This window comes from Pseudomonas sp. 5.2, from assembly GCF_059025405.1.
On the sequence record NZ_JBYBHH010000023.1, the window covers coordinates 15,140 to 35,150 of the forward strand.

Annotated in this window: 20 protein-coding genes; 7 read left to right on the forward strand and 13 right to left on the reverse strand. The window is 64.0% G+C overall.

The annotated features are described in order from the left end of the window. The first annotated feature begins 10 nt into the window (after positions 1-10). Together AC5PZ0_RS26080 and AC5PZ0_RS26085 are read left to right on the forward strand one after the other, a co-directional pair. Entirely contained in the window at positions 11-409 is a 399-nt protein-coding gene (locus AC5PZ0_RS26080) for a YbaY family lipoprotein (protein ID WP_493856030.1), read from the forward strand. A 33-nt stretch (positions 410-442) separates the two neighbouring features. Next, the gene (locus AC5PZ0_RS26085) at positions 443-1,132 is read left to right on the forward strand and encodes a DUF4197 domain-containing protein (protein ID WP_027595773.1); all 690 of its coding nucleotides are present in this window, start codon (positions 443-445) and stop codon (positions 1,130-1,132) included. Between the two features lie 182 nt (positions 1,133-1,314). Here the strand turns inward: AC5PZ0_RS26085 and AC5PZ0_RS26090 are convergent, their stop codons facing one another. Together AC5PZ0_RS26090 and AC5PZ0_RS26095 are read right to left on the reverse strand one after the other, a co-directional pair. Continuing rightward, positions 1,315-4,389: an efflux RND transporter permease subunit gene (locus tag AC5PZ0_RS26090; RefSeq protein ID WP_493856031.1), complete on the reverse strand. Its 3,075-nt coding sequence runs from the start codon at positions 4,387-4,389 to the stop codon at positions 1,315-1,317. Positions 4,390-4,395: 6 nt separating this feature from the next. Further along, positions 4,396-5,496, reverse strand: coding sequence for an efflux RND transporter periplasmic adaptor subunit (locus tag AC5PZ0_RS26095; protein WP_099428477.1), 1,101 nt, complete (start codon positions 5,494-5,496; stop codon positions 4,396-4,398). Between the two features lie 169 nt (positions 5,497-5,665). Here AC5PZ0_RS26095 and AC5PZ0_RS26100 point away from each other — a divergent pair, with 169 nt between their 5' ends. After that, on the forward strand, positions 5,666-6,307 hold the full coding sequence (locus AC5PZ0_RS26100) for a TetR/AcrR family transcriptional regulator (protein WP_027595770.1): 642 nt from the start codon (positions 5,666-5,668) through the stop codon (positions 6,305-6,307). 145 nt (positions 6,308-6,452) lie between these two features. Here the strand turns inward: AC5PZ0_RS26100 and AC5PZ0_RS26105 are convergent, their stop codons facing one another. Further along, a complete protein-coding gene (locus AC5PZ0_RS26105) occupies positions 6,453-7,229 on the reverse strand; it encodes a class I SAM-dependent methyltransferase (protein ID WP_085272738.1) in 777 nt (258 codons plus the stop codon). A gap of 104 nt (positions 7,230-7,333) precedes the next feature. Here AC5PZ0_RS26105 and AC5PZ0_RS26110 point away from each other — a divergent pair, with 104 nt between their 5' ends. Further along, positions 7,334-7,954: a hypothetical protein gene (locus tag AC5PZ0_RS26110; protein WP_027595768.1), complete on the forward strand. Its 621-nt coding sequence runs from the start codon at positions 7,334-7,336 to the stop codon at positions 7,952-7,954. Positions 7,955-7,966: 12 nt separating this feature from the next. Here the strand turns inward: AC5PZ0_RS26110 and AC5PZ0_RS26115 are convergent, their stop codons facing one another. From AC5PZ0_RS26115 to ppc, 7 genes are all read right to left on the reverse strand, one after another. After that, a complete protein-coding gene (locus AC5PZ0_RS26115; protein WP_493856032.1) occupies positions 7,967-8,656 on the reverse strand; it encodes an extensin-like domain-containing protein in 690 nt (229 codons plus the stop codon). 6 nt (positions 8,657-8,662) lie between these two features. Further along, positions 8,663-9,493 (reverse strand): isocitrate lyase/PEP mutase family protein, encoded by an 831-nt coding sequence (locus AC5PZ0_RS26120; protein ID WP_027595766.1) that lies wholly within the window; start codon positions 9,491-9,493, stop codon positions 8,663-8,665. Positions 9,494-9,521: 28 nt separating this feature from the next. Then, on the reverse strand, positions 9,522-10,391 hold the full coding sequence (locus AC5PZ0_RS26125; RefSeq protein ID WP_238216416.1) for a DUF72 domain-containing protein: 870 nt from the start codon (positions 10,389-10,391) through the stop codon (positions 9,522-9,524). A 3-nt stretch (positions 10,392-10,394) separates the two neighbouring features. Continuing rightward, positions 10,395-10,691 carry a hypothetical protein gene (locus AC5PZ0_RS26130; protein WP_099453111.1) on the reverse strand — a complete coding sequence of 99 codons (297 nt, stop codon included), beginning with the start codon at positions 10,689-10,691 and terminating at the stop codon, positions 10,395-10,397. 131 nt (positions 10,692-10,822) lie between these two features. Further along, a complete protein-coding gene (gene tsaB / locus AC5PZ0_RS26135; protein WP_186675903.1) occupies positions 10,823-11,497 on the reverse strand; it encodes a tRNA (adenosine(37)-N6)-threonylcarbamoyltransferase complex dimerization subunit type 1 TsaB in 675 nt (224 codons plus the stop codon). A gap of 86 nt (positions 11,498-11,583) precedes the next feature. Next, positions 11,584-12,234, reverse strand: coding sequence for an adenylate kinase (gene adk, locus AC5PZ0_RS26140; RefSeq protein WP_027595762.1), 651 nt, complete (start codon positions 12,232-12,234; stop codon positions 11,584-11,586). Between the two features lie 257 nt (positions 12,235-12,491). After that, positions 12,492-15,119 carry a phosphoenolpyruvate carboxylase gene (ppc, locus tag AC5PZ0_RS26145; protein ID WP_493856033.1) on the reverse strand — a complete coding sequence of 876 codons (2,628 nt, stop codon included), beginning with the start codon at positions 15,117-15,119 and terminating at the stop codon, positions 12,492-12,494. Positions 15,120-15,299: 180 nt separating this feature from the next. On the opposite strand from ppc, the gene AC5PZ0_RS26150 reads away from it, so the two are divergent. From AC5PZ0_RS26150 to lptF, 3 genes are all read left to right on the forward strand, one after another. Beyond that, on the forward strand, positions 15,300-15,644 hold the full coding sequence (locus tag AC5PZ0_RS26150; protein ID WP_099430867.1) for a pilin assembly protein: 345 nt from the start codon (positions 15,300-15,302) through the stop codon (positions 15,642-15,644). Between the two features lie 275 nt (positions 15,645-15,919). Further along, entirely contained in the window at positions 15,920-16,333 is a 414-nt protein-coding gene (locus tag AC5PZ0_RS26155; RefSeq protein ID WP_027595759.1) for a DUF4398 domain-containing protein, read from the forward strand. Positions 16,334-16,383: 50 nt separating this feature from the next. Next, positions 16,384-17,172 (forward strand): lipotoxin F family OmpA-related lipoprotein LptF, encoded by a 789-nt coding sequence (gene lptF / locus AC5PZ0_RS26160; RefSeq protein WP_099453108.1) that lies wholly within the window; start codon positions 16,384-16,386, stop codon positions 17,170-17,172. Between the two features lie 290 nt (positions 17,173-17,462). Here the strand turns inward: lptF and AC5PZ0_RS26165 are convergent, their stop codons facing one another. The 3 genes from AC5PZ0_RS26165 to AC5PZ0_RS26175 are packed head-to-tail and all read right to left on the reverse strand — an operon-like array spanning position 17,463 to position 19,958. After that, positions 17,463-17,789, reverse strand: a complete 327-nt coding sequence (locus tag AC5PZ0_RS26165) for a PA3694 family proteiin (RefSeq protein ID WP_027595755.1) — start codon at positions 17,787-17,789, stop codon at positions 17,463-17,465. Beyond that, positions 17,786-18,709, reverse strand: coding sequence for an alpha/beta hydrolase (locus AC5PZ0_RS26170; RefSeq protein WP_085272730.1), 924 nt, complete (start codon positions 18,707-18,709; stop codon positions 17,786-17,788). Before AC5PZ0_RS26170 ends, AC5PZ0_RS26165 begins: the two co-directional genes overlap by 4 nt. Next, positions 18,681-19,958 (reverse strand): flavohemoglobin expression-modulating QEGLA motif protein, encoded by a 1,278-nt coding sequence (locus AC5PZ0_RS26175; RefSeq protein WP_027595753.1) that lies wholly within the window; start codon positions 19,956-19,958, stop codon positions 18,681-18,683. Before AC5PZ0_RS26175 ends, AC5PZ0_RS26170 begins: the two co-directional genes overlap by 29 nt. Positions 19,959-20,011 lie beyond the last annotated feature (53 nt).

Sequence of the window (20,011 nt, forward strand, 5' to 3'; positions counted from 1 at the left end):
CGGAGATTCCATGAAAAAGCTCTTTATGCTGTGTTGCGCATCCCTGCTTGCAGCCTGCTCCAGCCACACCCCATCGACCCAGGCCAGCCTGGACGGCGAAGTCTTCTACCTGCAGCGCATCGCCCTGCCCCCAACCGCCACCCTCAGCGTCAGCTTGCAGGACGTGTCGCTGATGGACGCACCCGCAGTAACCCTGGCCAGCCAGGCCGGCCCGGTTAAAGGCAGCGTGCCGCTGCCGTTCCACCTCACCTATGACCCGGCCCAGGTCAAGCCCGGCCACCGCTATACGATCAGCGCGCGTATCGAGCTCGACGGCAAGCTGCTGTTCATCAACACCGAACACCACGGCGTGAAACTCGACGGCAGCGACACCCAGCCCGTGCGCATCAAGGTCGATCAGGTTCGCTGACACCCGTACATTTCTGTTCAGAAGGAAAGCTTCATGATTCGCTCCTCCCTGCGCTTCACCACCCTGTGCGCCGGCTTGCTGCTGTCTGCCAGTGCCCTGGCCCTGTCGCTGGGCGACCTGTCCCAGAAGGACGCCACCGGTGGCCTGAAAGACGCGCTGACCCAAGGCGCGCAGATTGCCGTCAAGCAACTGAGCACCCCGGGCGGTTTCAATAACAACCCGGACGTGCGCATCGAACTGCCGGGCAACCTCGGCAAGGCCGCCAAAGCCATGAAAATGTTCGGCAAGGGTGACCAGGTCGACGCCCTGGAAACCAGCATGAACAAGGCCGCCGAGGCTGCCGTGCCACAGGCCCAGGCGATCCTGGTCGATGCTGTCAAGAACATGAGCGTGACCGATGCCAAGGGCATCCTCAGCGGTGGCGACGATTCGGCCACCCAGTACCTGAACAAGAGCAGCCGCGAACAGATCCGCGCCAAGTTCCTGCCGATCGTCAAGCAAGCCACCGACAAGGTGGGCCTGGCCCAGCAGTACAACAACTTTGCCGGGCAAGCGGTGGCATTGGGCGTGGTCGACGCCAAGAGCGCCAGCATCGAGAACTACGTGACCGAAAAGGCGCTGGATGGCCTGTTCGAGATGATCGGCAAGCAAGAACAAAGCATTCGCCAGAACCCGGCCGAGGCTGCTACGAGCCTGGCCAAGAAGGTCTTCGGCGTGCTTTAAGCGCACCTGGCCTGCACTGCGCCCCAGATAATGGACGGGTGTCCAACATCAGGGGCGCAGCTCAGCCCCTTTGTAGGAGCAGCCTTGTGCTGCGAAGAGGCCGGGGCAAGCACCTGACATCAAGGGTGCCTGCACCGGCCTCTTCGCAGCACAAGGCTGCTCCTACACAGGGCAGTGGCTGCTCAGTCAGTGGAATCCTTCTTCACCCTGAACCACGCCGCATACAGCGCCGGCAAGAACAGCAGGGTCAACGCGGTCGCAACAATCAACCCGCCCATGATCGCCACCGCCATCGGCCCATAGAACACACTGCGCGACAACGGGATCATCGCCAATACCGCCGCCAGCGCGGTCAGCACGATCGGGCGGAAGCGCCGTACCGTGGCCTCGATGATTGCCTGCCAACGCGCCATGCCCGCCGCAATGTCTTGTTCGATCTGGTCCACCAGAATCACCGAGTTGCGCATGATCATCCCGGCCAGGGCAATGGTGCCGAGCATGGCGACGAAGCCGAACGGCTGGCGGAACACCAGCAGGAACAGCGTCACCCCAATCAGCCCCAAGGGCGCGGTCAGGAACACCATCACCGTGCGCGAGAAGCTGCGCAGCTGGATCATCAGCAAACTCAACACCACCACGATGAACAGCGGCATGCCGGCATTCACCGATTTCTGCCCGCGCTCCGAATCCTCTACCGTACCGCCTACCTCGAGCAGGTAGCCATCCGGCAGCTTGGCTTTGATCGCCTGCAGTGTCGGCTCGATCTGCCGCACCAGCGTCGCCGGCTGTTCCTTGTCATAGATGTCGGCGCGCACGGTCACCGTCGGCAAACGGTTACGGTGCCAGATGATGCCCTCCTCGAAGCCATACTCCAGGGTCGCCACCTGCGACAGCGCCACGCTCTGGCCATTGTCGGTGGGCAACGCCAGGCTGCCGAGGTTGGCCAGTTCGCTGCGTTCCTTGTGCGTTCCGCGCAGCAGGATTTCGATCAATTCGTTGTCTTCGCGGTACTGGCTGACCGTGGTCCCGGTCAGCGAGCTCTGCAAGAAGCTGGACAACTGCGCGGTGCTGACGCCGAGGGCGCGCGCGCGGTCCTGGTCGATCTCCAGGAACACCGCTTTGCTCGGCTCTTCCCAGTCCAGGTGCACGTTCACCACATGCGGGTTCTCACGCACCTTGTCGGCCACCTCGCGGGCCAGCGCCCGGGCCTTCTCGATGTGCTCGCCGGTCACCCGGAACTGCACCGGGTAGCCCACGGGTGGGCCGTTCTCCAGGCGGGTGACGCGGCCGCGCAGCTCTGGGAACTGCTGGTCCATGGTGGTGATCAGCCAGCTGCGCAGGCGCTCACGGTCATCCATCGACTTGGCCAGCACCACGAACTGGGCAAAGCTGGCGGCCGGCAGTTGCTGGTCCAGCGGCAGGTAGAAGCGCGGTGAACCGGTGCCGACATAGGCCACGTAATTGTCGATGCCGTCCTGCTGCTTGAGCAGTGCTTCCAGTTGCTTGACCCGCTCGGCGGTGTTGGCCAGCGACGCACCTTCGGCCAGCTTCAGGTCGACCATCAGCTCCGGGCGCCCGGAGGCCGGGAAGAACTGCTGCGGCACGAAACGGAACAACAGGATGCTGCCGACAAACGCCGCGAGGGTCAGCAGGATGACCGTCTTGCGCCGCCGCACGCACCACTCCACCACACGCCGCACGCGCTGGTAGAACGGCGTGGCATACGGGTCGGGCGCGTGCCCATCACTGCCGTGCCGCGCCGCATGCAGTTTGGCCAGGTCTGGCAGCAGCCGCTCGCCCAGGTACGGCACGAACACCACCGCTGCGACCCAGGAGGTCAGCAGCGCAATGGTCACCACCTGGAAGATCGAGCGGGTGTATTCGCCGGTACTGGAGGCCGCCGTGGCGATAGGCAGGAAGCCCGCCGCGGTGATCAGGGTGCCGGTGAGCATCGGGAAGGCCGTGCTGCTCCAGGCATAGCTCGCCGCCTTGAGCCGGTCGTAGCCCTGCTCCATCTTGATCGCCATCATTTCCACGGCAATGATCGCATCGTCCACCAGCAAGCCCAGCGCCAGCACCAGGGCGCCGAGCGAGATCTTGTGCAAGCCGATGCCAAAGTAATGCATGGCGGCAAAGGTCATGGCCAGTACCAACGGGATGGCCAACGCCACCACCAGCCCGGTGCGCAGGCCGAGGGAGAAGAAGCTCACCAAAAGCACGATGATCAACGCCTCGGCCAGTACTTGGACGAACTCACCGACGCCTGCCTTGACCGCCGCCGGCTGGTCCGAGACCTTGCGCAGCTCCATGCCCGCCGGCAGGTTGCGCGCCAGGCGTTCGAACTCGCCTTCCAGGGCCTTGCCCAGTACCAGGATGTCGCCGCCGTCCTTCATCGAGACGGCCAGGCCGATGGCGTCCTCACCCATGAAGCGCATGCGCGGTGCGGGCGGGTCGTTAAAGCCGCGGTGCACCTCGGCAACGTCGCCGATGCGGAAGGTGCGATCGCCCACGCGAATCGGGAACTGGCGGATCTGCTCGACGCTGTCGAAGCGCCCGCTCACCCGCAATTGCAGGCGCTCGCTGGGGGTTTCGAAGAAGCCGGCGGTGCTCACCGCGTTCTGCGCCTGCAGGGCCTGTTGGACAGCCTCCAGCGGTACCCCAAGGGTTGCCAGCTTGAGGTTGGACAGCTCGATCCAGATTTTCTCGTCCTGTAGCCCGACCAGCTCGACCTTGCCGACGTCCTTGACCCGCTGCAGCTGGACCTGGATACGGTCGGCGTAATCCTTGAGCACCGCGTAGTCAAAGCCCGCGCCGGTCAGCGCATAGATGTTGCCGAACGTGGTGCCGAACTCGTCATTGAAAAACGGGCCCTGCACCTCCGGTGGCAGGGTGTGCCGGATGTCCGCGACCTTCTTGCGGATCTGGTACCACAGCTCGGGGATGTCCTTGGAGTGCAGCGAATCGCGGGCCATGAAGGTCACCTGCGACTCGCCCGGGCGGGAGAACGAGACGATCTTCTCGTACTCGCCGGTCTCCATCAGTTTCTTTTCGATGCGCTCGGTGACCTGGCGCGACACTTCTTCGGCGGTGGCGCCGGGCCACAGGGTGCGCACGACCATGGCCTTGAAGGTGAACGGCGGGTCCTCGCTCTGGCCCAGCTTGGTGTAGGACATGGCGCCAATGGCAGCCAGCAGGATCATCAGGAACAGTACGATCTGGCGATTGCGCAGCGCCCAGGCGGAAAGGTTGAAACCCATCGGGACTTACTCCTTGGCCGTCAGGTTCACTACACGGTTGGTGCGGTCCACGGGGCGCACCTCCTGCCCCTCGCGCAGCACATGGCCACCCGCGGCGACCACCCAGTCGCCCGGCTTCAAGCCTTCGAGTACCGGGACGCTGTCGGTGCCGTATGGCCCGAGGCGCACCACCGTGCGCGCCAGGCGGTGGTCCGGGTTGACCCGCCAGACATAGGCCTGGCCGTTTTCTGCGGTCACCGCAGACAGCGGCACCGCCAGTGGGATGAGGCCCTCATGGGCAATGAACACGCGCGCGCTCTGGCCCAGCTCGGCCGGTGCCTTGGCTGAAGTGAAGGCGATGCGCGCGGCAAAGGTGCGCGAGCGTGGGTCGGCTGCCGGCGAAAGTTCACGGATGCGCCCTTCGAAACGCTCACCAGGGTGCGACCACAGTTCCACACTGACCGCCTGCCCCACCGCAAAACGGGCGAATTGCTGCTCCGGTAGGCCGATGGCTACCTCACGCTCGCCATCCGCAGCCAGGGTGAACACGGTCTGCCCGGCGGCGACCACCTGGCCGACCTCGACCTGGCGCTTAGCGATCACCCCAGCCTGCGGCGCACGCAGCACCGCGTAATCGGCCTGGTTGCCGGCAACGTCGAACTCGGCCTTGGCTTGTTTAAGGCGGGCCATGCCGGCGCGGTAGAGGTTTTCGGCATTGTCGTATTGCGAATGGCTGACCATCTGCCGGTCCAGCAGCTTCTGGTAGCGATCACGCTCGGCGCGCACCAGCGCCAGGTTGGCTTCGGCGGCCGCCAGTTGGGCGCGATTGGCCTCCAGTTGCAGGCGCACATCCTGGGGGTCCAGCTCGGCCAGCGGCTGCTCGGCCTTGACCCGCTGCCCTTCCTCGACCAGGCGCTTGCTGACCTTGCCAGCGATGCGGAAGGCCAGTTCCGGCTCCAAGCGCGCACGCACTTCGCCGGGGTAGCTGTCGGCTGCCGCTTCGGCCGGCTGCGGCTGGATCACCAGTGCCGGGCGCGGCGCAGCGGGCGGTGCGGTTTCCTGGCCACACGCCGTCAGCAACAGGGCGACGGCAGCGGGCAAAGCGATGGACAAGGCATGGCGCAACATGATGAATCCTTTCGCGAAGAGCACATCGAATATTTATACTGACGGGTATATTAAATCAGCAAACCGAAGCCGGGAAGCCAGCGCCGGAAAGAAAATCAACATCAACGTTTGGCCATTCCTTGAGGCCGGATGGCGTGCGACCCGTTAAGATGGGCGACTCTTCAACCAGATGCAGACTCCAATGCCCAACGACGCACCCATCGGGCCCGGTCGCCCCAAGGACCTGGCCAAGCGCGAGGCGATCCTCGAAGCGGCCAAGACACTGTTCCTCAGCCTTGGCTATGCCAACACCAGCATGGATGCGGTCGCTGCGGCGGCAGGTGTTTCAAAACTCACCGTGTACAGCCACTTCACCGACAAGCAGACGCTGTTCTGCTCGGCGGTCATGGCAACCTGCCAGATCCAGCTGCCGGACCTGCTGTTCGAGTACCCCGAGGGGGCACCGATGGAAGAGGTGCTGCTGACCATTGCCCGTAACTTCCAGGCGCTGATCAGCAGCGACGAAGCGGTCAAGCTCAGCCGCCTGATCATGGCCCAGGGCAGTTCGGACCCAAGTTTTGGCGAGTACTTCTACGAAGCCGGGCCCAAACGCGTGCTGGCGGGTATGGAAGCACTGCTGCGCGGAGCGCATGAGCGCGGGTTGCTGCGCATCGATAACCCGTTGCGCGCGGCAGAGCACTTCTTCTGCATGGTCAAGGGCGCGCCGGACTACCGGTTGCTGCTGGGGTGCGCCGGGCCGTTGGAAGGCGACGAGGCCGAGGCGCATGTGCGTGAGGTGGTGGGGGTGTTCATGCGGGCGTTCCGGCCTTAGCGGGATCCATTCAACCTACCGGCACGAACCCGGTACGGTAGGAGCAGCCTTGTGCTGCGAAGAGGCCGGTGAAAGCCGTGAAGATTCAAGGTGAATTCACCGGCCTCTTCGCAGCACAAGGCTGCTCCTACAGGCGTCTTCGTTATCAGGCCTTCAGCGCTTTCTTCGGGTAGATGTCATACCGGCTCGACTTGCCCTCCAGGCAATGGCTAGGCTTCGGCCCGTCGATGATCGGTGCCTTGCGCGGGCGCTTCACCACCACCCGATGGCTGGCCAACGCCAGGGCGGCTTCGAGCAAGGCCGGGGCATCCATGTCATCCCCCACCAACGGCCGGAACACACGCATTTCCTTCTTCACCAGTGCGCTTTTGTCCCGGTGCGGGAACATCGGGTCGAGGTAGATCACCTGCGGCGGCTCGCCCTCCCACGCGCGCATGCGCTCGATGGCATTGCCGGTCAGCAGGCGCATACGCCCGACGATCGGGCCCACCTCTTCATCGGCACGGGCCCGTGCCAGGCCGTCTTCCAACAACGCGGCAATCAGCGGCTGGCGCTCGATCAGGGTCATCTGGCAACCCAGGCTGGCCAGCACGAAGGCATCCTTGCCCAGCCCTGCGGTCGCGTCGAGCACTTGTGGCCGAACACCTTGAGCAATGCCGACCGCTTTGGCGATCATCTGCCCGTTACCACCACCAAACTGGCGCCGGTGTGCGGCCTGGCCTTCGACGAAGTCCACCCGCACGGGCCCCGGGGCCTGTGGGCCCAATTGCTGGATCTGCAAGCCTTCAGCGCCCACCTGCACAGCGAAGCCGGCGGCATCGTCCTGCAGCGGCAGGCCCAGGCGCTCGGCCCACGCCGCAGCCTGTTGCGCATACTCAGCCGACATCGCTTCGACCCTGATCCCCGTGCCTTGCTCTTCCATCGTCCACACCTAAAAAATCAAACCCAGCCCTTAATGAATCGGCAACCACGGCCGATACAGGCAATATCCCGCTATTCTGCCAGAGCACAACGCGCGCGACTGCCATGACAGATACTCTTCCCATCGGTTTGACCTACCTGTCGCCTGTCGGCCACTACGGTCAGCAGAATACCCAGACACTCGGGGGCGTGAGCCACCTGTGGCAGGATTTCTTTGCCCGTGCCATGGCCGAGCAACAGGAAGTACCCGCGGACAGTATCAGCGAGTCGTTCGTGCAGTACGATCAGCACAGCGGCGAGCCGATTGGCGGGGCCAGGGCACTGGCGCTGATCGATGCCCAGCGCGCCTGCGCCGTACACGACACCGAAGTCGCGCCACCCGAGCCGCTGTTCCTGCCCAAGGCAGAGCTTGAGGCAAACCTGCTGGAACCTGCGCCTGAACCGTTCAGTGCCATCGAGCTGATCGAACAACAGCGCGAGCTGGACCTGAGCAACAGCTGGTTGCGCCCGGTGGTCATGAGCCAGGGCCAGCCGCTTGCCGAGCCGGGCCCAGGCCCCTCCCCACGCCCACTGTTCCTGCCTATCGCCGAGTTCGAGACCAACCTGCTGGACCCGGCGCCCGAGCCCTACGACGAAACCACCCTGGCCAAACAGCAGAACGATCTTGAATTCGACATCCATTGGGCGCGCCCGGTGGTGCTGAACAACGTTCGCGCGTACGCCTAAATTTACAGCGGCTCAGCGACAGATCTGCCAAAGGCCCATGTCAACGTGGAAGTGGTTGTGGTGCGCGGCATTGTAGTCGGGCCCCAGCACGGTACTGAAGCGCTCGCAGGCCACCTGCTGCACCTCGCGTAAAAACTCAGCCTTCTGCCCGCCCGCCTGCCAATCCTGCGCCAGCACGATGCGCTGGCCGTCCTGCAAGCGAAAACCACTGATATCCAGAGCGTTGGCGGTGGCATGCTGGCTGAGTCGGCCTTGTTTGCGGTGGTAGACATTGCGGCAGGCGAAACTGCCCAGGTGATCGACCTGGGTCACCGGCTGCCCCAATACCCGCTGCGCCGCGGGCTGCAGGCCATGCTGCTCGAACAGCGCGTAGGCCACTGCCAGCGGGCAACTGGCGAGAAAACTGCTGCTGAGCCGTGCCTGACCGCCTTCGATGCGCCACACGTTGTTCAGCGGGCAGTTGGCCGAGGCTGGGCTGTCGGCCTGGGCCCGGTAACGCAGGCCACTGGTTGCCAGCGCTTCGCGGCACAGCGCCGGGTCATTGCGCAGGCGCGACAGTTTGTAGGCAGTGAGCAGGTTGGGTGGCTGGCGCACGTCCAGCGCCGCCCAGGGGTTCCATCCATCGGGCAGGCGCCAGCCAAGGTGCCAGGCCAGGCCTGCCATCAAGGACAGGCCCACCAGCAGGGCCAGCAACGCACGCATGGCCAATCAGCGACGGAACAGATCGTTGAGCTGCGCGAACGGCAACGCCTGTTCGCCGTAGCCGAACGTGCCTTCATCGCGAATTTCCAGGGCCGCCCGGTGGAAAGCCCCTAACGCTGCGCGGGCCAGCGATGACCCCACGCTGATTCGGCGCACGCCCAGGTCTTGAAGTTGATTGACGCTCAGCGTCACGCCTGCCAACCCCATCAGCACGTTGACCGGCTTGGGCGCCACCGCCTGTACCACTGCGCGAATTTCTTCGACAGTGCGCAACCCAGGCGCATAGAGCACATCAGCACCCGCTTCGGCAAAGGCTTGCAGGCGCAGGATGGTGTCGTCCAGGTCCATTCGCCCGTGCAGCAGGTTTTCTGCACGGGCGCAGAGGGTGAAGGGAAACGGCAGGCTGCGCGCCGCCTGAACCGCCGCGCGCACGCGCTCCACGGCCAGGCCGTGGTCATAGATGGGGGCGTCCTTGCGCCCGCTGGCGTCCTCGATAGAGCCCCCCACAAGGCCCGCCTCGGCGGCACGCAGAATGGTCTGTGCACAATCCTCAGGCAGGTCGCCAAAGCCGTTTTCAAGGTCGGCGGCAACCGGCAACGCCGTGGCATCGACGATCACGCCGGCATTATCCAGGGTTTCGTCAAGGCTCAACGCGCCTTCGGCGTCTGGCCGGCCCAGGCTGAAGGCCAGGCCCGCGCTGGTCGTGGCCAGTGCCTCGAAGCCAAGGCTGGCCAGCAGTTTGGCAGAGCCGGCATCCCACGGGTTGGGGATGACGAACGCGCTGTCGCGCTCATGCAGGGCCTTGAAGGCTTCGGCTCGCAGGGTTTGCACATCCATGGTCTCAACCTCAGGCATTAAGGAGTGGTCAGAGTAGTCCCAGTTGTTCGACCTCAGGGGCGCGTGGCAATTCCGGCAATGATGCAAGGCCGGGCAGGCGCTGCATCAGGCGCTGGTGAAAGCGCTGGGCCAATGCCGCAGCCAGGCGGTTATCCGAGGTGTGCAAGAAGATGTAGGGGCTGCGGCCTTCCTCGATCCAGCTGGCTATCTTGTCCACCCAAGGCGTCAGGAAGGTTTCGTTGGCGTCCAGTTGCGGGTGGCCAATAAAACGCACCTGCGGGTGCTGGCTGAAGGCTGCGGGGCGCGGTGGCACTTTGGGTTTCTTGGCTTGAGCATGCAATACGGCGGGGTCGCGCGATGTGCAGCTGAACAAGGCCCGTGGGTCGAGGCAGATGCGCTCGACGCCACGTTCGAGCAGCAGCCGGTTTAGCTGCCGCTCCTCCTCACCCCGCGCAAAAAAGGCGTCGTTACGCACCTCGACGGCCACCGGCACCGCCACTTCATCCAGAAAGTGGCTCAACTCTGCCAAGCGCGCAGGCCCGAACATGGCAGGCAGTTGCAACCAATAAGGCGATACTCGCTCACCCAGCGGCGCCATCAACCGGGTGAAGGTGATCGCCGCGTCCAGTTGCTCGCGAAGGTCCGCGGCATGGCTGACCTCGCGGGGGAACTTGGCCGTGAAACGAAAGTGCGCCGGCATCACCTGCGCCCAGCGGGCCACGGTCGCGGGCGCGGGGCTGGCATAGAAGGTGGTGTTGCCCTCGACCGCGTTGAACACCTGGCTGTACAGGCCCAGGTACTCAGTGGCTCGGGCGTCGGCGGGGTACAGGTAATCGCGCCAGGCGCTTTCGCTCCACGACGGACAACCCAGAAAATAAGGCAGAAGAGAGGGAGTCATCCCTCAAATGTACAGGTCGAGCCCCAGTACTTCCATGTCCCAATCGGTAAAACCGGCTGTGCTCAGGTAACTGGCCAGCGCCGTTGCTGTGCGCCGGTCACGGGCGCGGGGGAAGACCATGTCTTGCTGGCGGGCTGGCAGGCCACCGCTGCGACGGCGAGTGGTGGCCTCTTGGGGGACGTCGCTTTGCGCGTCATTCTCGATCACTTCGGCATCGTCGATTGCCTCGTCGCGCACCGACGCTTTGCGCGGAGCGCGCTTGATCGGGTAGGACTGCGAGGAGAAACCGTCGATACGCATGGTGTGAGCACTCAGGACCAATGATGGCAATTTAGCAGCATCAGTGTTCCGTCGCTAATGCTCGAGTGATAACTAGACCACAGTTCGCGCGAAAGGTTTTATCGTCATCGGCGATAACCGACGAGTAGCCGTCAGCGTTTCTTGGGTGTGGCTACATTATCGCGCAAGTACACCGGTTGCGCCTGCTCGGCAGCGATGGCCTCGCCGCGCGCCCAGGCGAAGCGCGCCAGGCTGAGGATGTCGAGGGCATTGGGCAACGCTGCGGCATTGCTGGCAGCGACCTGCACTGCCAGGCGCTCGGCATACCCCCAGCCGGTGCCGGCACCGAACCACTCGCCCGTGCTGGCGTCGGGCAGCGCCACGCGCTCGGGCGGCAGCACCGCTTCCTGGCCGATCAGGCGCATTTCGCCTTCGCTTGCCTGGTAGCAGCCCCAGTACACCTCGTCCATGCGTGCATCGATGGCGGCAGCCACCTGCTGCACACCCTGCTCACGCATCGCGCCTTGCGCCAACGCGGCCAGGTTGGACACCGGCAGCACCGGGCGTTCGAGCGCGAACGCCAGGCCCTGAACCACACCGATGGCAATCCGTACGCCGGTGAAGGCGCCCGGGCCACGGCCGAAGGCGATAGCATCCAGCGCGTTCAGCGCTACACCGGAGTCACCCAGCAGTTGTTTGATCATCGGCAGCAGCTTCTGCGCGTGCTGACGTGGGATCACCTCGTAATGGCTGGTTACCTTGCCGTCATGCAACAGGGCAACGGAACAGGCTTCGGTGGCGGTATCCAGGGCCAGCAGGGTGGTCATCGAACGGGTTTCCAGGGGCAGGGAAAAGAGCGTCAGTATAAACGACAACGGCCCGCAAGCGGGCCGTTGTCATGCAAGGCGTTGGATCAGCTCAGGGCTGCCAGTACCTTGGCAGTGATGGCGTCGACCGAACCGACACCTTCGATGTGGCTGTACTTCGGCTTGCCGGCATTGGCGGCCGACAGCTTCTGGTAGAACTCGACCAGCGGCTTGGTCTGGGTGTGGTAGACCGACAGGCGATGACGCACGGTTTCTTCCTTGTCGTCGTCGCGCTGGATCAGGTCTTCGCCCGTCACGTCGTCCTTGCCTTCCACTTTCGGCGGGTTGTACTGAATGTGGTAGGTGCGGCCCGAAGCCAGGTGCACGCGACGGCCCGCCATGCGGCCAACGATTTCTTCATCGTCAACGGCGATTTCGACCACGGCATCGATGTCGACACCGGCAGCGACCATGGCTTCAGCCTGTGGAATAGTGCGTGGGAAACCGTCGAACAGGCAGCCGTTGGCGCAATCCGGCTGGGCGATGCGCTCCTTGACCAGGCCGATGATCAGCTCGTCGGAAACCAGTTGGCCGGCATCCATGACTTTTTTCAGTTCCAGGCCCAGCGGGGTGCCGGCCTTGACGGCGGCACGCAGCATGTCACCGGTGGAGATCTGGGGGATACCGAACTTCTCGGTGATGAATTTTGCCTGAGTACCTTTACCGGCCCCGGGAGCTCCCAGCAGAATTACGCGCATCTCGTGCTCCTCAAATTTTTTTATGAAATTCAATGGATTCGGCAACCAGGGCCAAGTCCGGAAAATCGGGTATGACCATAAATCGGTCAGAAGGCTGCTCAAGATACACAGCGCCCGGCAGCCAGACAAGCGTCCCAAAGTTGCAGGAATGCGCCACTTGCGCACTGCCCGGTAGGCGGTTGCGCTCGGCGCAACCGCCCTCCTCGCCCTTTATTGCCGCTAAAGGTGCACCCTTGCCTGGCGTGCCGCGCGTTACCTCAGCCGGTATTGCGCAGGCCTGCTGCAATGCCCGCCACGGTGACCAGCAAGGCCTGCTCCAACGGGCTGTCCAGAGCGGCTTCGCGGCCGCGCGAGCGCGCCAGCAACTCGGCCTGAAGGCGGTGCAGCGGGTCCAGGTAGGTGTTGCGCAAGCTGATGAATTCCAGGGTCTCTGGGCTGTGCGCCAGTAGCACCGGCTGCCCGGTCAGGCCCAGCACCACCTGGCAGGACTGCGACAATAGGTCGCGCAGGTGCACACCTAAAGGAAGCAACTCCGGTTGCACTAGACGTTCGTCGTAGGCCTCGGCGATTTGCGCATCGGCCTTGGCCAGCACCATTTCCAGCATGTCGATACGGGTACGGAAGAACGGCCATTGCTCACGCATTTGCGCCAGCAACTCGCCCTGGCCGCGTTGCAAGGCATTGCTCAAGGCCGTTTCCCAGCCCAGCCAGGCAGGCAGCATCAGGCGCGTCTGGGTCCAGCCGAAGATCCACGGGATAGCCCGCAGGCTCTCGATGCCGCCCGCGCGTCGCTTGGCCGGCCGGCTGCCCAACGGCAGGCGGCCCAACTCCTGCTCAGGCGTCGACTGGCGGAAGTACTCGACGAAATCGGGGTTGTCGCGCACCACGCTGCGGTAGGCCTGCACGCCATCGGCGGCCAATTGGTCCATGACCTCACGCCAGGCCGGCTGCGGTGGGGGTGGCGGCAACAAGGTGGCCTCGAGCACGGCCGCCAGGTACAGGTTGAGGTTCTGTTCGGCGATACCGGGCAAACCGAACTTGAAGCGGATCATCTCGCCCTGCTCGGTGGTGCGGAATCGCCCGGCTACCGAACCCGGCGGCTGCGACAGAATCGCCGCGTGGGCCGGGCCGCCGCCACGGCCAACGGTGCCGCCACGGCCATGGAACAACAGCAGTTCCACTTGATGCTCGCGGCAGATGCGCACCAGGTTTTCCTGCGCCCGGTACTGCGCCCAGGCGGCCGCCGTAGTGCCGGCGTCCTTGGCCGAATCGGAATAGCCGATCATCACTTCCTGCGGCCCGCGCAGGCCGGCGCGATAGCCAGGCAGGCCCAGCAGGCGCTGCATCACCGGGCCGGCGTTGTCCAGGTCGGCCAGGGTTTCGAACAGTGGCACCACACGCATCGGGCGGGTCAGCCCGGCTTCCTTGAGCAGCAACTGCACGGCCAGCACATCTGAAGCGGCGCCGGCCATGGAAATGACATAGGAGCCCAGCGAGGCGGCCGGGGCAGCGGCAATTTCCCGGCAGGTGGCCAGCACCTCGGCGGTTTCCGCCTGGGGCTGGAAATGCGCAGGCAATAATGGCCGGCGGTTTTTCAGTTCGGCCAGGAGGAAGACGATGCGCTGCTCTTCATCCCAGTCGGCATAGCGCCCCAAGCCCAGGTAATCGGTGATCTCGGTCAGCGCGTCACGGTGGCGGGCGGCATCCTGGCGCACATCCAGGCGCCCCAGGTACAGGCCAAAGGTCACGGCACGGCGCAGGCAGTCGAGCAGTGGCCCTTCGGCAATCACACCCATGCCGCATTCGTGCAGCGACTGGTAGCACAGCTCCAGCGGCGCGATCAGGTCGCGGTTGTCGACCAGTACATCGGCACCGGCGGGCGTGCTGCTGCCCAAGGCGGCATGCGCCCAGGCGCGGGTCGCACGCAGGCGGTCGCGCAGTTGCTTGAGGATTGCGCGGTAGGGCTCGGCACTGTCGCCGACATGCTCCCGCAGCGCGCTGCTGGCGTGTTGCATGGACAGCTCGGCGGCCAAGGCATCGATATCACGCAGGAACAAATCGGCGGCCATCCAACGTGCCAGCAACAGCACTTCACGGGTTACCGCCGCCGTGACATTGGGGTTGCCGTCACGGTCGCCGCCCATCCACGAGGCGAAACGGATAGGTGCGGCCTCCAGCGGCAGGCGCAGCCCCGTGGCGTCGTGCAGCGCCTTGTCGACCTTGCGCAGGTGGTTGGGGATGGCCTGCCACAGCGAATGCTCGATCACCGCGAAGCCCCACTTGGCCTCGTCCACGGGGGTCGGCCGGGTGCGGCGGATTTCTTCGGTGTGCCAGGCTTCGGCGATCAGCCGGCGCAGGCGCTCACGTACCTGCTGACGTTCGGCGGGGGTCAGGTCGCGATGGTCCTGGGCGGCCAACTGGCCGGCGATGGCGTCGTACTTCTGGATCAAGGTGCGCCGCGCCACTTCGGTGGGATGCGCGGTCAGTACCAGCTGAATGTCTAGCTTGGCCAGTTGCCGGGCCAGGGCGTCGTTGCCATGCCCGGCCTGCTTCAGGCGGGCCAGCAGCTCAGGCAGCACGCGTGCCTCGAAGGGCTCTGGCTGGTCGGCGTCGCGGCGTCGGATCAACTGGTACTGCTCGGCCATGTTGGCCAGGTTGAGAAACTGGTTGAACGCCCTTGCTACCGGCAGCAAATCGTCGTCAGCCAGGTCCCCAAGGGTCGAGCTCAGTTGCTCGCCAGCCACCCGGCGGTCGGCCTTGGCGCTGTGGCGGATGCCCTCGATCTTCTGCAGGAACGCCTCGCCGTGCTGCTGACGAATGGTGTCGCCGAGCAACTCCCCCAACACATGGACATCTTCACGCAAACGCACATCGATATCGGTCATTGGCCCTCTCTGTAGCGCAGCCTTGGCGCACTCGTTCAGGAAACAGCACTGGGCCAAGAGTGCCCCCAGCCGCGCGCCGATAGCAAGCCTAAGGGCAAGCCGTGATCGGCAAAGCAAACTAAAGTGCAAGCAGAGCACTCCGATGCAATGCAGCCTTTCGAGGCGTTGACAGAGGTCATCATGAAAATCCGTGAACTCGCCCAGCACTGGGAACAGAATGCCGCAGGCACCCTCAGCCGTACCGGCCATGTGCTGCATCTGGACCTGGAGTCCGAGGCGCGCCTGGCCGCGCTGATCGACATGTACCCCAAGCGCACCGCCGAAGAACTGCTCGGCGAATTGGTGGCGGCGGCCCTCGAGGAAATCGAGGCCAGCTTCCCCTATGTAAAGGGGAGCCAGGTGATCGCCACCGATGAAGAAGGCGACCCTTTGTTCGAAGATGTCGGCCCTACCCCGCGTTTTCTGTCGTTGTCCAGGCACCACTTGCATGAGCTGAGCAGCACCGCTGACGACAGCGAAAAATAGCCACGATGCACACTGTTCCGGGCCTGCAAGGCCCGGAATACCCCGCCTGAGCGTGAAAGTTCCGCACAAAACTCACTGACCAATCAGTCAGAAAACTTTGCCCGATTACGGGATTTTTTTCTGAACTAATCGAAAAACGGCCGAGTCCGAGCAAATAGCCATCACGCTAAAACCCTGCACACTGCCCTCGTGCACCGTTCAGCTGAAGCGCACGGTAACTGTCAGGGATTCAGCGATGGACTGCTACGGACATCGTCGTTATCAGGAGTGATCCAATGGAGCTGACCACCATGAAGACCCGCACTTTCAAACCGTCATCCACTCATGTGCGCGGGTTCAAGCTGGCCGCGCTGGCCCTGGGCAGTAGCCTGGTCCTGGCCGGCTGTGCGGGCAACCCGCCCACCGAGCAGTATGCCGTTACCCAGTCTGCCGTGAACTCTGCGGTCAGTGCCGGCGGCACCGAGTTCGCCGCGGTGGAAATGAAAGCGGCGCAGGACAAGTTCAAGCAAGCCGAAATCGCCATGCACGACAAGAAGTACGACGACGCCAAGCGTCTGGCCGAACAAGCCGAATGGGATGCCCGCCTCGCCGAACGCAAGGCTCAGGCGGCCAAGGCCCAGAAGGCCGTGCAGGATGCCCGCCAGGGCGTTCAGGACGTACGTGAGGAAGGCCTGCGCAGCGCTCAGTGAGCCCTGCCCCGCCACCCTTAGCCTTCGCACTCGATCAAAGGATGAACACTATGCGCAAACACGTCATGATTCCCGCCCTGCTGGCCCTGAGCGTCGGTCTTGCAGCCTGCTCGCACGACCCGAACGCCAACCTTGAATCGGCCCGCACCAACTTCTCTGCGCTGCAGAGCGACCCACAGTCGAGCAAAGTCGCGGCGCTGGAAACCAAAGATGCTCAGGATTGGCTGAACAAAGCTGACAAGGCCTACATGGACCGCGAGGACCAGAAAAAGGTCGACCAGCTCGCCTACCTGACCAACCAGCGTGTCGAAGTTGCCAAGCAGACCATTGCCCTGCGTACGGCTGAAGGCGAACTGAAAAACGCCTCCGCCCAGCGCGCCCAGGCCAAGCTGGATGCCCGCGACGCACAGATCGCCAAGCTGCAGGACAGCCTCAATGCCAAGCAGACCGACCGCGGTACGCTGGTCACCTTCGGCGACGTGCTGTTCGACTTCAACAAGGCCGTACTCAAGAGCAATGCCTACCCCAACGTGACCAAGCTGGCCCAGTTCCTCCAGGAAAACCCGGAGCGCAAGGTCATCGTAGAGGGCTACACCGACAGCGTCGGCTCGGCCAACTACAACCAGAGCCTCTCCGAGCGTCGCGCCGGCGCCGTGCGCATGGCGCTGATCCGTGCTGGCGTAGACCCAGCGCGAATCGTCGCCCAGGGTTACGGCAAGGAGTACCCGGTGGCTGACAACGGCAGCAACTCGGGCCGTGCGCAGAACCGTCGCGTGGAGGTGACCATCTCCAATGACAACCAGCCGGTGGCACCGCGCTCGGTAAGCCAGGCGCAGTAAGGCTGGCAGGTAGAACGAAAAGCCCCGCTGTCTAAGCGGGGCTTTTTATTGGGCGAGAAGTGCATGGCTGTAAGGCTACGCTGTGGCGTATCTTGAGCGCCGCCCGCGCGGCGCTTCGCAGCACAAGGCTGCTCCTACATTTTTTCGGGCCAATTATTCCTAAGGCGGTCGCGCGCAGATATCACAGGCCTCACTGGCCCGAAACAGATGTAGGAGCAGCCTTGTGCTGCGAAGCGCCGCGCGGGCGGCGCTCGATCTACGCCATGGCATAGCCCTCCAGCCACACACCCTCACTGCACCTGCTGCGGCGTCTCCTCCCCCATGCAGCGCACCGCACGTTTGCGGTTATCGACCAACACGCCGGTCAGGCCTTTCTGTTGGGTATCGAACAACACCAGCACACCGTCCACGCACTGGGCCACCTGGGGTGCAGGGTCGAGGGAGGCTTTGTAGTCTTCGCCCGGCAGGGTCTTGAGCATGGTGAAATCCTGCAGCAACAGGGCATCTTCAGGCTTGGCGAAATGCAGGTAACCGTAGTACCACAAAGCCCCCACCGTCACGATGATGCTGCCGACGCCGGTCAGGATCAGCGGGATGGCGTTGCGTTCTTCACTCATTGCTTGTTCTTCTCGTCAGGGTAATTGGGCACTTCGGCAAGCCGCCGCAGGCCGTTGAAATGACTCGGGTCGTCGAGGAAGCGCAGCATCACCTGGCGCCACACTGGGTCGGCGAACGTTTGTACATGGCCCCCTCGGGTCAGCTGCAATACCCGCGGCGGCGGCGCGTGCTGGTACAGGCGGATGCCGTTATCCAGCGGCACCAGGTGGTCGTCGATGCTGTGGAAGAACAGCTTCGGCGGGCTGTCCAGGCGCTCGATCGAACGGATCGCGCTGTCGCCGTCCGGCACCAGCCACGACAGCGGCACCTGCAGCGGCCAGGTCATCCATGAAGTGCTCAAGGCAAACCGCCCGACCGCACGGTAGCTGGCTGGCACGCCATCGAACACCAGCGCGCTGAAGCGCTGGCGCTGCTCGGGGTGGGCCGCCAGGTAATGAATGGCCATGGCGCCGCCCAGGCTCTGCCCCAGCAGCACCACCGGCTTGCCCTTGACCTCGGGCGCCTTGTCCAGCCAGGCCATGGCCGCCGCGAGGTCTTCATAGACCTCGGGCAAACTCGGTTTGCCTTGGGACAACCCATAGCCCCGGTAATCGACCATCAGCACCTGGTAGCCCTGCTCCGGCAGCCAGTAGCTGCCGCCCAGATGGCCGGCCAGGTTGCCGCCGTTGCCGTGCAGGTGCAACACGGTGCCCTTGACCTCGACCCCGGCCTTGGCCGGTAGCCACCAGCCATGCAGGCGTACGCCATCCGAAGTGGTCAGGCTGACGTCACGGTAGTCGAGCTTGGCCCGCTCCGGGGTGAACGGTTGACCGTGCTCGGGGTAGAACAGCAGGCTGCTGCAACCGCTCAGGCCCAGCAGGAGCACGCCAAGGGCCAGCAGGCGGCAGCGTTCAGAGAATGTTCGCGTAGTCGGCTTCAATGCGATCCAGGCTCAGGTGGTTGAGGAAGTTGGAGAAGCACATCCAGGCCGACAGTGCGTTGAGGTCACGGAACTGTTCGGGCAAGTACTTGGGCGGTTCAACCAGCCCCTCCTCGACCAGTTGGCGCAAGGTGCGCATGTCTTCCAGCGTGGTCTTGCCGCAGAACAGCAGCGGGATCTGCTCGAGCTTGCCCTTCTTCACGGCCAACTGAATGTAGTTGTAAACCATGATGAAGCCCTTGAGGTAGGACAAGTCCTTGGTGAATGGCAAGCCATTGGGCACCGAGCCGCGGAACACTCGGCTGGCGTTGCTGTAGCTCTGCGCCATCTCAAAGCCCTGGGCACGGAAAAACTCGAACACCTGGAGGAAGTCGGCGCCCTCCTCGACCATGTGGATGGCGCGTGTACGGTTGGTGAGCTTGCGCAGCCGGCTGGGGTAAGAGGCGAAGGCAATCACCTCCATGAGAATCGCCAGCCCCTCCTGGGTCACCGTCGATGAGGGTGGGCCCTTGGCCAGGAAGGTGCAGATCGGCTGGTTGAGGCCGTTCAGCGTAGTCCCCACATGCACCAGGCCTTCATGCACCTCCAGCGCACGCACGTCGCGGCTGTTGAACATGGCATCGGCACGTACCTTGATGTAGTCGGCACCGGCCGCCGCATCGGCGACGATACCGTCGGATTCGAACACGCGGATGGTTTCTTCGGCCTCGCCGAACACCTTGTTCAGGCGGCGCTGGAGGATGTCCACGGCCTCTTTGGCGGTGAGGTTCTTTGGCTCGTCCTTGAGGTCGCCGCGGCCATCGATGTTGTTCAGGTAGTCCGACAGCATCAGGCCCAAGTCGGCCAGGGTTGGGTCACCGGCGTGGAAGGCGTCGGACGCCGCGCCGTACAGCTCCTGCGAGATCAGCCCGAAGTCCTCGGTGCCGCGTGCCTCGAGCATGCGCACCACCATGCGGTATTCCTTGCACATGCGCCGCATGATCTGCCCGACCGGGTTGAACTGCCCGAGCCGGCGGGTGATGTCACGTTCGATGTTCTGGAATTCGGCCTTGACCGCGCTGGAGTCGAACGACAGCGGCCGCGACTGGTAATAGGCGCGGTCTACCGCGGGTGGCTCTTTGCCCTTGGCCTTGAGGAAGCCGTGGCGGATGTTGTCGTCCCATTTCACCGCATCGAGTACGCGGATGGGGGTCTGCGCCGCAACGATGCGGTCTGACAGCGCGCGTATGGTCTGCTGGTACTCGTCCACCGGGGACTCCTTATCTGCCTCGGCCTCGGTCCCTGTAGGAGCAGCCTTGTGCT